Annotated in this window: 13 protein-coding genes; 9 read left to right on the top strand and 4 right to left on the bottom strand. The window is 77.8% G+C overall.

Annotated elements, in window-relative coordinates; translation table 11 throughout:
• Both AB6N23_RS14815 and rsmD read left to right on the top strand, forming a co-directional pair.
• Positions 1-954 (top strand): DUF6297 family protein (locus tag AB6N23_RS14815; RefSeq protein WP_412866780.1); only part of this gene is annotated, 954 nt, incomplete at its 5' end.
• Positions 951-1,505 carry a 16S rRNA (guanine(966)-N(2))-methyltransferase RsmD gene (gene rsmD, locus AB6N23_RS14810; protein ID WP_412866779.1) on the top strand — a complete coding sequence of 185 codons (555 nt, stop codon included), beginning with the start codon at positions 951-953 and terminating at the stop codon, positions 1,503-1,505. The genes AB6N23_RS14815 and rsmD, both read left to right, overlap by 4 nt.
• 54 nt (positions 1,506-1,559) lie before the next feature.
• On the opposite strand, the gene AB6N23_RS14805 is transcribed toward rsmD, so the two are convergent.
• On the bottom strand, positions 1,560-2,198 hold the full coding sequence (locus AB6N23_RS14805; protein WP_412866778.1) for a GNAT family N-acetyltransferase: 639 nt from the start codon (positions 2,196-2,198) through the stop codon (positions 1,560-1,562).
• 145 nt (positions 2,199-2,343) lie between these two features.
• Here AB6N23_RS14805 and coaD point away from each other — a divergent pair, with 145 nt between their 5' ends.
• From coaD to mutM, 6 genes are all read left to right on the top strand, one after another.
• On the top strand, positions 2,344-2,847 hold the full coding sequence (coaD, locus tag AB6N23_RS14800; protein WP_412866777.1) for a pantetheine-phosphate adenylyltransferase: 504 nt from the start codon (positions 2,344-2,346) through the stop codon (positions 2,845-2,847).
• On the top strand, positions 2,844-3,365 hold the full coding sequence (locus tag AB6N23_RS14795) for a hypothetical protein (protein WP_412866776.1): 522 nt from the start codon (positions 2,844-2,846) through the stop codon (positions 3,363-3,365). Before coaD ends, AB6N23_RS14795 begins: the two co-directional genes overlap by 4 nt.
• Before the next feature lie 246 nt (positions 3,366-3,611).
• Complete coding sequence (locus tag AB6N23_RS14790) at positions 3,612-4,151, top strand: YceD family protein (RefSeq protein ID WP_378202281.1); 540 nt, start codon at positions 3,612-3,614, stop codon at positions 4,149-4,151.
• Between the two features lie 2 nt (positions 4,152-4,153).
• Positions 4,154-4,351 carry a 50S ribosomal protein L32 gene (gene rpmF / locus AB6N23_RS14785; RefSeq protein WP_378202198.1) on the top strand — a complete coding sequence of 66 codons (198 nt, stop codon included), beginning with the start codon at positions 4,154-4,156 and terminating at the stop codon, positions 4,349-4,351.
• A 13-nt stretch (positions 4,352-4,364) separates the two neighbouring features.
• On the top strand, positions 4,365-5,129 hold the full coding sequence (gene rnc, locus AB6N23_RS14780) for a ribonuclease III (protein ID WP_412866775.1): 765 nt from the start codon (positions 4,365-4,367) through the stop codon (positions 5,127-5,129).
• Between the two features lie 3 nt (positions 5,130-5,132).
• A complete protein-coding gene (mutM, locus tag AB6N23_RS14775; RefSeq protein ID WP_412866774.1) occupies positions 5,133-6,134 on the top strand; it encodes a bifunctional DNA-formamidopyrimidine glycosylase/DNA-(apurinic or apyrimidinic site) lyase in 1,002 nt (333 codons plus the stop codon).
• A 1-nt stretch (position 6,135) separates the two neighbouring features.
• On the opposite strand, the gene AB6N23_RS14770 is transcribed toward mutM, so the two are convergent.
• On the bottom strand, positions 6,136-7,089 hold the full coding sequence (locus AB6N23_RS14770) for an NAD(P)-dependent oxidoreductase (RefSeq protein WP_412866773.1): 954 nt from the start codon (positions 7,087-7,089) through the stop codon (positions 6,136-6,138).
• Between the two features lie 100 nt (positions 7,090-7,189).
• On the opposite strand from AB6N23_RS14770, the gene AB6N23_RS14765 reads away from it, so the two are divergent.
• Positions 7,190-7,816, top strand: a complete 627-nt coding sequence (locus AB6N23_RS14765; RefSeq protein ID WP_412866781.1) for a response regulator — start codon at positions 7,190-7,192, stop codon at positions 7,814-7,816.
• A 55-nt stretch (positions 7,817-7,871) separates the two neighbouring features.
• Here the strand turns inward: AB6N23_RS14765 and AB6N23_RS14760 are convergent, their stop codons facing one another.
• Both AB6N23_RS14760 and AB6N23_RS14755 read right to left on the bottom strand, forming a co-directional pair.
• Positions 7,872-9,656: a sensor histidine kinase gene (locus AB6N23_RS14760; RefSeq protein ID WP_412866772.1), complete on the bottom strand. Its 1,785-nt coding sequence runs from the start codon at positions 9,654-9,656 to the stop codon at positions 7,872-7,874.
• Positions 9,653-10,780 (bottom strand): ATP-binding cassette domain-containing protein (locus tag AB6N23_RS14755; RefSeq protein ID WP_412866771.1); only part of this gene is annotated, 1,128 nt, incomplete at its 5' end. The genes AB6N23_RS14760 and AB6N23_RS14755, both read right to left, overlap by 4 nt.

The following is a 10,780-nucleotide window of genomic DNA, read 5'->3' as shown; positions in this document are numbered from 1 at the left end:
ACCCTGCCCGTGCCCCCGTGGGCGCTGGTCGCCGCGGCGGGCGCCGTCGTCGCCGCGCTGGGCTGGCTCGTCGACGCACGGCTCGGCCGGCTGCCCGCGCGCACGGTCCGCGAGAGCGGGTCGGTCGCGACCCAGGCCGTCGGCGCCGTGGTGTCCCTCGACTCGCGCGAGCTCGGGCGTGCGCTCGCGGGCGGGGTCCTGCGGCCGGCGCGCCGCCGGTCGTCGCGCCTGCGGACGGTGCGCGGGCCCGCGTCGGCGCTGGTGACGGCCGACCTCGTGCTGCTGCGCCGCTCGCCGCGCCACCTCGTGCAGCTGGTCGTCGCCGTCCTGGTCCCGGTGCTGGCGACGGTCGTGCCGCAGCTCGCGAGCCCGGTCGGCGTCGTGCTCGCTGTCGTCCTGAGCGGCGGGGCGGCGGCCAGCGCGGGCGCGGACGGCGCGCGGTGGGCGGAGATGGCCCCCGTGCTCGACCGGACGCTGCCGCTGCGGCACACGACCGTGCGGCGGCTGCGGATGGTCGTGCCGGGCCTCGTCGCGCTCGTGTGGTCCGCCGCGACGCTGGCGGCCGTGGCCCGCTGGGCCGACGGCCCGCTCGTCGACTGGCTCGTGCTGGCGGTGGCGTCGACACCCGTGTGGGCGGCCGCCGCGGTGCGCGCCGCCTACCGGCCGGCGCCGGACTGGGGCAAGAACCTCGTCGCGACGCCCGCCGGTGCGGTGCCGACCGGCGCGCTCGCGGTCATCGCGCGCGGCCCCGACCTGGTGGCGCTGTGCCTGCTGCCGCTCTGGATCGCGATCGGGCTCGCGACCGTGACGACGCCGCTGCTGACGGCCCAGCTCGTGCTCACCGCCGTCGCCGTGGTCGTCGGCTCCTCGACCCACGAGAAGAGCTGGCTGGAGCGGACCATGGAGGGGGCGGGCGACGGCGCGTCGGCGTCCCGGGCGGGGGTGCGGGCATGACGCGGATCGTGGCGGGAGCCGCCGGCGGGCGGACGCTCGTGGTGCCCGCCAAGGGCACCCGCCCGACCAGCGAGCGCGTGCGCGAGGCGCTGTTCTCCCGGCTCGAGCACCTCGACGCGGTCGACGGCGCACGGGTGCTCGACCTGTACGCGGGCTCGGGCGCGCTCGGGCTCGAGGCGGCGAGCCGCGGCGCGGCGCACGTGGTCCTCGTCGACACCGCGCGGGTCGCCGTGGACGCGTGCCGCCGCAACGTCCGCGCGCTGGACCTCGCCGGGCGCGTCGAGGTCGTCGCGGACACCGTCGACCGGTACCTGGCGCGGCTCACGGACGCCGCGTTCGACCTCGTGCTGCTCGACCCCCCGTACGACCTCGCGGACGCGGCGCTGGCCACGGCGCTCGACGGTGTCGCCCGCTGCACGGCGCCCGGCGGCGTCGTGGTGGTGGAGCGCTCGACGCGCGCGGGCGCGCCGGTGTGGCCGGCGCCGCTGGTGGCGCTCGACGACCGGCGCTACGGCGAGACGCACGTGTGGTTCGGCGAGCGGCCCGCCTGAGCGCGAGCCGCCCGCCTGGGTCCGAGCCCCCGCCGGGGCGGCCGTGCCGGGGCGTCAGCCGCGCCCGTGCATGACCGTCAGCCGCGGGCCGTCCGTGCCGAGCGTGAACGCGCCCGTCGCGGCGAACCCGTGCCGGGCGTAGAACGGCACGTTCGTCGGGTCGCTCGTCGCCAGCCACGGCGTGCCGCGCCACGGCGAGCCGGCCAGCGCGTGCAGCCCGTGGCGCAGCAGGACGCCGCCGAGCCCGCGCCGCTGGTACGCCGGGTGGACCGCGAGGTAGTTGAGGTACGCGCCGGCGCGGGCGGGCGCGTACGCGGCCGTGCCGGCGAGGGCCCTGAGCACCTCCTCGGCGCGCGTCGGGCCGACGAGCGCGCGCAGCACGCCCGCGGGCCGGGGGAGGCGCGGTGGGGGCTCGGGCGCATCGTCGGCGTGCCGGGGCCGCCACGCCGCGACGGCGACCACCTCGTCGGCGGGCGCGCCGCCGACCCCCGCCGCACCGGCCGTCAGCACGTCGACGTGCCCCACGGCCACGTACCGCTCGAGCGCGGGCCCCAGCCACGCGGCGCACGCGTCCTCGCGCGTCGAGCGCACCGGCAGCACCCAGGACATGAGCGGGTTGTCGGCGTACGCCAGCGCGCACACGGTCCGGATGGCGGGCACGTCGTCGGCCCGGGCCGGCCGGGGGTCGTCCATGCGCCCGGACGCTAGCGCCGCCCGCCCCGCCGGGCGACGACCCGCGACGGCGCGGCGCCGTGCCGCACCCGTCCGCGCGCCCGGCCGGCGCCACGCGGAGCGTCCGTCGCGTGCCGTCACGGGTCCGTGACGTAGGTTGGCGTGCGTGAGGATCGCGGTGTGCCCCGGGTCGTTCGACCCGCTGACGCTCGGTCACGTGGACGTCGTGCGGCGTGCCCGCGCGCTGTTCGACGAGGTCGTGGTCGCGGTGGCGCACAACTCCACCAAGCAGCCCCTGCTGACCGCCGACGAGCGGGTCGCGCTGGCGGCCGAGGTGCTCGCGGACCTGGACGGCGTGCGCGTCGTCGGGACGCAGGGCCTGCTGGTCGACCTGGTGCGTGACCTCGGCGCGGTCGCGGTGGTCAAGGGCCTGCGGGGCGGCGCGGACGTCGACGCCGAGGTGCCGATGGCGCTGATGAACCGGCACCTGTCCGGGGTGGAGACGGTCTTCGTGCTGGGCGACCCGGCGTTGGCGCACGTGGCGTCGTCGCTGGTGAAGGACGTGGCGCGGCACGGGGGTCGGGTCGACGACCTCGTGCCCGCGCCGGTGGCGGCGGCGGTGCACCGGGCGCTCGGCGCGCGGGCCCGCCAGGGAGGGGACGGACGATGACGGAGCAGGCCGGGTCGCAGCGGGGCGCGCACGAGGTCGACGAGGAGCGCACGGGCGGCGTCGCGGGGGTGCTCGACGCCATCGAGCAGGCCGTCGTGGCGGCGCGGGCGATGCCCATGTCGTCGTCGGTGCTGGTCAACCGCGCGGAGATCCTCGAGCTGGTCGACCAGGTGCGCGACGCCCTGCCGGCGCAGCTGCAGCGCGCCGACGCGGTGCTGGCCGACGCGGACGCCGCCCGGGCGGCGGCGCACGCCGAGGCGGAGGCGCTGCTGGCGCGGGCACGCGCGCGGGCGGCGGAGCTCGTGGAGCAGGAGGCGGTCGTCGCGGAGGCGCAGGCGCGCGCGGCGCGCATCGTCGCGGACGCGGAGGAGACGGCCGACGGCCTGCGCCGCGACGCCGACGACTACTGCGACCGCCGGCTCGCCGACTTCGAGATCGACCTCGGCAAGGTGCTGAGCCAGGTGCAGGCCGGCCGCGCGAAGCTCGCGGGGCGGCTGCAGCCGGGCGAGAGCGCCTGATCGCCGGCGCCGTCGGCCCGTCCGCCCCGTCGGCACCGCCCCGTCGGCACCGGCCCGCGCGACCGACGGTTTGGGCACCCCGCGACGGTGCCGTACAGTTGTCGGTTGGTCCGGCCGGTCGCGGCGGGGCCGACTCGTCATCACACCGCACCACACCCGTCCGGCGCGCCCGCGTGCCGGACGGACCACAGGAAACGAGGGGACCGGACCGTGCGTTCTGCCCACCTCGATCCCCGCTCGCCGTTCGTGCTCGACACCCACGAGCTCGGCCGACGTCCGGGATCGACGCGGACGGTCGCGCGGACGGTGCCTGCACCCGACGAGCTCGGCACCGGCATGATCGGCGTCCCGTCCGGGAGCGACCTCGAGCTGGACCTGCGGCTCGAGGCGGTCATGGAGGGTGTGCTGGTCACCGGCTCGATCCGCGGCGAGGCCGTCGGGGAGTGCGTGCGGTGCCTGGAGCGTGTCGTCGAGCCTCTCGACGTGCCGCTGCAGGAGCTGTACGTGTACCCCGAGCGGGCGCAGGCAGCGGTGGCGGAGGGTGACGAGGACGAGGACGTGCGCGAGCTGGAGGACGACCTGGTCGACCTCGAGCCCGCGCTGCGGGACGCGGTCGTGACCGCGCTGCCGTTCCGGCCGCTGTGCGGTCCGGACTGCCCGGGCCTGTGCTCGGAGTGCGGCGCGCGGCTCGCGGACGACCCGGACCACCAGCACGAGACGATCGACCCTCGCTGGGCAGCCCTCGGCGGCCTGACGAGCACTGACGACGAACAGAGAGAGAGCTGACCGTGGCGGTTCCCAAGCGCAAGATGTCGCGCAGCAACACCCGTGCGCGTCGGTCGCAGTGGAAGACCACTGCCACGACGCTCACGACGTGCCCCCAGTGCAAGTCGCACACGCAGCCGCACGTCGCCTGCCCGACCTGCGGTGCCTACAACGGCCGCCGGTACGCGGAGGCCGTGCGCAGCGAGCACGAGGCGAGCTGACCTTCCCGGCCCGATGACCGGCACACCTGACGCCCACCGCGGCGCGCGTGCGGTCTCGGCTGCCGACTCGCTCCTCGAGAAGCTCGGGGTCCGCCTGGACCCCGAGCTTCTCGTGCTCGCGCTGACGCACCGGTCGTTCGCGCACGAGGCGGGTGGCATCCCGACCAACGAGCGCCTCGAGTTCCTCGGCGACACCGTCCTGGGGCTCGTGGTCACCGAGCACCTCTACCGCGCCTACCCGGACCTGTCCGAGGGCGACCTGGCGAAGATGCGCGCCGCGACCGTGTCGCAGCGCGCCCTCGCGCGCGTCGCCCGCACCCTCGACCTGGGGGCGTACCTGCTCCTCGGCAAGGGCGAGCTCGCGACGGGCGGCGCGGACAAGGACTCGATCCTGTCCGACACGCTCGAGGCGCTGTTCGGCGCGGTCTACCTCTCCCACGGCCTCGAGACGGCGCGCGAGCTCGTCGACCGCCTCGTGCGGCCCACGCTGCAGGCCGCCGCCGACCTCGGCGCCGGCCTCGACTGGAAGACGTCGCTCCAGGAGCTCTCGGCCCTGCTCGGGCTGGGTGCGCCGACGTACGAGGTCACCGGCGAGGGCCCCGACCACGCCCGCACGTTCACGGCGCACGCCGTGGTCGGTGGCGAGGTGCGCGGCAGCGGCACCGGCACGGCGAAGAAGCTCGCCGAGCAGGAGGCCGCCGCGGCCGCGTACACGGCCCTCGCCGCCGCCCGCGACGCCGTGCCGGACGCACCCGGCACGGGTGCCGCCGGGGCCTGAGGCGTGCCCGAGCTGCCCGAGGTCGAGACCGTCCGGGACGGCCTCGCCCGGCACGTCCTCGGCCGCACCGTCGTCGACGTGGCGGTGCACCGCGACTACTCGGTGCGTCGCCACGACGGCGGCCCGCGCGACTTCGCGGCGCGGCTGACCGGCAGGCGGCTCGACGCCGCGGTGCGCCGCGGCAAGTTCCTGTGGCTGCTGCTCGACGAGGGCGCGGGCCGCGGCGACGACGCCCTGATGGCGCACCTCGGCATGAGCGGGCAGCTGCTCGTCCGCGGTCCGGCCGCGGCCACGGCGACGCCCGGGACCGTGGCGGACACTCCCGACGACGCCCCCGACGGCGCCCCCGACCCCGTCGCCGCCCCCGGCCCGACCGGGTGGGTCGACCACCCGCACCTGCGCGTGCGCCTCGCGCTCGACGACGGGTCCGCGCTGGACTTCGTCGACCAGCGGACGTTCGGGCACCTGTCGGTGCCGGACCTCGTCCCGACGGCCGACGGCCGCCCGGGCGGCCTCGGGTCGGACCGGCCCGTCGTCCCCGGCCCAGTCGCGCACATCGCCCGGGACCTGCTGGACCCCGCGCTGGACCGCACCGCGCTCGTCGACCAGGTGCGCCGGCGCCGTACGGGCCTCAAGCGGGCGCTGCTCGACCAGACGCTCGTCAGCGGGGTCGGCAACATCTACGCCGACGAGGGCCTCTGGCGTGCCCGCCTGCACTACGCGCGGCCGACCGACACGCTGCGCCGCCCCGAGGTGGGGCGGGCGCTCGACGGTGCGGCCGAGGTGATGACGGCCGCCCTCGCGGCGGGCGGCACGAGCTTCGACGCGCTGTACGTCAACGTCAACGGCGCCTCGGGGTACTTCGACCGGTCGCTCGCCGTGTACGGCCAGGAGGGTCGGCCGTGCCCACGCTGCGGCACGCCCGTGCGGCGTGACGAGTTCATGAACCGGTCGTCGTACACGTGCCCGCGGTGCCAGCCGCGCCCGCGCAACGGCCGCTGGTAGGTCAGGCGTCGTCGCGCTCGACGACGTTGCGCAGCGGCCGTCCGGCCACGAACCGCGCGACGTTGTCCTCGACGAGCGCCGTCCAGCCGACCGGTCGCCCGCCCGCGGCGTGCGGGCTGACGAGCACGCGCGGCTCGTCCCACAGCGGGGAGGACGCGGGCAGCGGCTCGGTGGCGACGACGTCGAGCGCCGCCCCGGCGAGCCGGCCGGCGCGGACGGCCGCGAGCAGCGCGTCCTCGTCGAGGGTGCTGCCGCGACCGGCGTTGACGACCCACGCGCGCGCGGGCAGCAGCCCGAGCGCGCGGGCGTCCACGGCACCGCGCGTGGCGGGCAGGTCCGGCAGGAGCGCGACGAGGACGTCCGTGCGCGGCAGGACGTCCGGCAGGTCGTCCGGCGTCACGACGGGGAACCCGTGGCGCTCGCCGGCCGTGCGCGCCACGCCGGTCACGTCGGCGCCGAGGCCCCGCAGCAGCGGCGCGAGCCGGGCCGCGATCGAGCCGAAGCCCCACACGGTCACGTGCGCGTCGAGGAGCGTGCGGACCTCGCCGGGCGGGTGCAGCGGCTGCCGCCCGCCCAGCTCGTCGGCCCACCGGTGGGCGTCGTGCGCGCGGACGAGGTCGGGCACGCGCCGCACGCAGGCCAGCACGAGCGCCAGCACGTGCTCGGCGACCGTGGCGTCGTGCAGCCCGCGCCCGGAGGTCACGACGACGTCCTCGCCGAACCCGGCGGCGAGCACCGCGTCGGGCCCGGCGGCGAGGGCCTGCACCCACCGCACGCGCCGCGCCGCGCGCGCCAGCTCGGCGAGCCGGTCGCCGGGGTTGCCCCAGACGACGACCGCGTCGGCGTCGGCGGCCTCGGGCGGCGGGGGAGCCGTGACGTCGTAGGGCACCGCGCGCACACCGGCGGGCAGCCGCGGCACGCCGTCGACCGTGGTCGGGAGCAGGATCGTCGTCATGGCTCGCTACGATGCCACCGTGCCCGTCCCCAGCCAGCCGAACGCCAGCCGATCGACGCCGCCGGCCGACGCCGGTGCCCGCCCGGGGCCCGTGACCGTGATGATCGTCGACGACCACGAGGTCGTGCGCCGCGGCATCGCCGAGGTGGTGGAGCGGACCGACGGCATGACCGTCGTCGCGGAGGCGGGCTCGGTGGCGGACGGTGTGCGGCGTGCGGCGCTCGTGCGTCCGCAGGTCCTGCTCGTCGACCTGCAGCTGCCCGACGGCACGGGCATCGACCTGCTGACGGCGGTGCGCGAGCAGCTGCCGTCGGCCCGCGCGATCGTGCTGACGTCGTTCGACGACGACGACGCCCTCGCGGCGGCCCTCGAGGCCGGTGCGGCGGCCTACCTGCTCAAGAGCGTGCGGGGGGCCGAGATCACGGACGTCGTCCGCGCGGTCGCCGCGGGGCGCACGCTCCTCGACGAGCGCACGGTCGCGCGGCGCCGCGCCGGCCACGAGGACCCGACCGAGGGCCTCACGCCGAGCGAGCTGCGCGTGCTCGACCTCATCGGCGAGGGCATGTCGAACCGGGAGATCGCCGAGCGTCTCGGCGTCGCGGAGAAGACCGTGAAGAACCACATCACGTCGCTGCTCGCGAAGATGGGCCTGCAGCGCCGCACCCAGGTCGCCGCGTGGGTGGCGTCGCGCAAGCACGCCGGCTGGCGGTCCGAGCCCGGGCACTGACGCGTCGGGCGCCCTGCCGCGACCGGCTCCGCCACGGTCCGCCGGGCCGGGCGCCTCAGCCGAGGGGCGCCTGCCACGTCAGGAGCGCACCGCGGCCGCTCGGCGACGTCCCGAGCGTAAAGGTGCCGCCGTGCCCGCGCGCCCGTGCGGCGAGGTTCCCGGTGCCGGAGCTGCGCTCGCGCACCGCGGGCAGCCCGGCGCCGTCGTCCTCGACGTCGACCTCCACGGACCCGGTGTGCCCGCGGCCGCGCACGGCGACACGGACGACGACGGAGGACGCGTGCGCGTGCCGCGCGGCGTTCGCCAGGCCCTCGCGGACCACCGCCACGACGTCGTCGGTGAGGTCGGCGCCCAGCCGCTCGTCGAGCTGGTCCTCCGCCTCGCCGTCGCCGGGCGTCAGCGGCGCGCCGTCGAGCGTGAGCAGGAGGGACGGTGCGAAGCCGAGGCCCGTCCGGGCGAGCGACGCCTCGCGGCGCAGCCGCTCCACCAGGCCGGTCGCGGCGTCCGGGTCGCGCAGCGCGTGCACGATCCGGCGGATCTGGCGGACCGAGCTGTCGACGTTGTCGAGCGCCTGCTCGACGATGTCGGTGAGCTCGGTGGCGTCGACGCCCCGGGCGGCGCGCCGACGCACCGTCTCGAGCTGCATGCCGGTCGCGAACAGCTGCTGGATGGCCAGGTCGTGCAGGTCGCGCGCGATGCGCTCGCGCTCGTCGAGCAGCGCCGCGACGTCCTGCGCGTGCCGCGCCTCCGCCAGCACGTACGCGAGCGCCGCCTGCGAGGCGAACGACTGCGCGGTCGCGAGGTCGCTCTCGTCGAACGGCGTCGACCCGATGCGGCGCAGCAGGACGAGCACGCCGACGCCGCGCCCCGACGACTGCAGCGGCGCGTACATCGCCGGCCCGAAGGCGCGCATCTGGTCGACCTTGACGGTCCGTGACGTGCTGAGGGACGGCACGAGCAGGCCGACGCCCTCCTCGAGCGCGGTCCACGCCCGTCCGTCGCGGGGCATGACGAGCCCCGTGAGCTCGTCACCGAGGTAGCCGTCCGCGAGCTCGACGAACAGCTCGCCGCCCAGGCCCGGCAGGGCGAGCGCGGCCGTGTCGGCACCGGCGACCTGCCGGGCGGTGCGGGCGATGTGCGCGAGCGCGTCCTCCTCGTCGACCCCCTCGAGCAGCATCGTCGTGATCTCCTGCCCCGCGCGCAGCCAGTGCTCGCGGCGGGCGGCGCCGGCCCACAGGCGCGCGTTCGCGACGGCCACGCCCGCGGCGGCCGCGAGCGCGACGACCCGCTCCTCGTCCTGCGCGTCGAACGGCCCGCCGCCCTCCTTCTCGGACAGGTACAGCTGCCCGTACACGTGCTCGCCGACCTTGACCGACGCACCGAGGAAGGAGCCCATGGGCGGGTGGTGCGCGGGCCAGCCGCCGAACGCCGGGTGCTGCGTGAGGTCGTCGAGGCGCAGCGCGCCGTCCAGGGGGATCTGCCCGAGGACGCCCTGCGCGTGCGGCGGGTGGTCGAGCATGCGGGCCACCGCGGTGGGGACGCCCGTGTAGACGAACGTCGTCGACGTCCCCGTCTCGTCGAGCACGTTGATGGCGCCGTAGCGCGCGTGCGTGAGCTCCGCGCTGACCTGCACGAACCGGTCGAGCACCGCGGGCAGCTCGAGCTGGCCCGCGACGGCGAGGACCGCGTCGAGCAGGTCGCTCAGGGCGTCGCCCGTGAGGGGCGCCGGGACGCCCGTCACCTCGGTGAGCACGCCGCCCTCGAACGGGGCGCCGACCGGGTGCGGGGCCGGCGCGTGCGGCGTCACGGGCCGCGGCGGCTCGACGGGCCTGGCCGTCACGGGCGGACGCCCGCGGTCGTGTCGGTGCTGCGCTCGGACTCCACGGCCTCACGGTAGCCCGGCACGTCGGCGAGCAGCCGCGCGTGCGGGCCGCGTGCGGCGACGCGCCCGTGCTCGAGCCAGAGCACCTCGTCGGCGGCGGCGAGCGTGGCGAGCCGGTGCGTGACCACGAGGACGCCGCGCGCGGTGCCCGCCCGGGTCGGCGGCAGGTGCCACAGGCGGTCGACCAGGGCGTCGGCCGTCACGGGGTCGAGGTGCTCGGCGGGCTCGTCGACGAGGAGCAGGGGAGCGTCGGCGACGAGCGCGCGTGCGAGCAGCAGCCGGCGGCGCTCGCCGCCCGAGACCGTGCGTCCGTCGGGGCCGAGCACGGTCCCCAGGCCCGTCGGCAGGGCGGCGAGCCAGTCGCCGAGGCCCGCCCGCGCGAGCGCGTCGGCCGCCTCCGCCTCGGTCACGTCGCTGCGCGCCACGCGCAGGTTCTCCAGCACGGAGGTGCCGAACACGTGGGCGTCCTCGGTGGTCGCGACGACCGCCCGGACGACCCGGGCGCGCGGCAGCCCGGTGAGGTCCGCGTCGTCCAGGCGCACGGTCCCGGACACCGGCGGCAGGAGCCCCGCGAGCGTGAGCAGCAGCGTCGTCTTGCCGGCGCCGCTGGGGCCGACGACCGCGACGCGGCGGCCCGGGGCGAGCGCGACGCCGACGTCGACGAGCGCGGGCGGGCGCCCGGGCCACCCGCACGCGAGGGCGTCCGCGTGCAGCCGCGGGCCGGCCGCGCGGGCGCCGCGCGCCGGGCCGTCGTCCGTACCGAGCGGGTGTGCCGCGGTCCCGACGTCCCCGGCCGGTGCGGCCGGTCCCGCGTCGTCGAGCAGCGCGAGGACCCGCGCGGCCGCGGCGCGCGAGCGCTGCACCTGCACCGCCGCGGCCGGCAGCACCGAGGTCGCCTCGAACGCCGCGAGCGGCGTGAGGACGACGACGGCGAGCTCGACCGGGGCGAGCAGCCCCGCCTCGACGGCCGGCACGCCGGTGACGAGCGCCGCCACGACGGCCAGCCCCACCGCGAGCTGCCCGAGGGCGGCAGCGCGCGCGGCAGGGCGGGCGGGGGGACGGCCGAGGCCGGCGGCGGCGAG

The sequence above is a fragment of the Cellulomonas pasadenensis genome (assembly GCF_047229365.1).
Taxonomy (GTDB): Bacteria; Actinomycetota; Actinomycetes; order Actinomycetales; family Cellulomonadaceae; genus Cellulomonas.
This window is presented reverse-complemented; position numbering and strand designations above follow the sequence as displayed.

Excerpts from the sequence above, each read along its gene's own strand:
- rsmD (WP_412866779.1), top strand. The coding sequence starts at position 951 with ATGACGCGGATCGTGGCGGGAGCCGCCGGCGGGCGGACGCTCGTGGTG.
- AB6N23_RS14805 (WP_412866778.1), bottom strand. The coding sequence starts at position 2,198 with ATGGACGACCCCCGGCCGGCCCGGGCCGACGACGTGCCCGCCATCCGG.
- AB6N23_RS14795 (WP_412866776.1), top strand. The coding sequence starts at position 2,844 with ATGACGGAGCAGGCCGGGTCGCAGCGGGGCGCGCACGAGGTCGACGAG.
- rnc (WP_412866775.1), top strand. The coding sequence starts at position 4,365 with ATGACCGGCACACCTGACGCCCACCGCGGCGCGCGTGCGGTCTCGGCT.
- AB6N23_RS14770 (WP_412866773.1), bottom strand. The coding sequence starts at position 7,089 with ATGACGACGATCCTGCTCCCGACCACGGTCGACGGCGTGCCGCGGCTG.
- AB6N23_RS14765 (WP_412866781.1), top strand. The coding sequence starts at position 7,190 with ATGATCGTCGACGACCACGAGGTCGTGCGCCGCGGCATCGCCGAGGTG.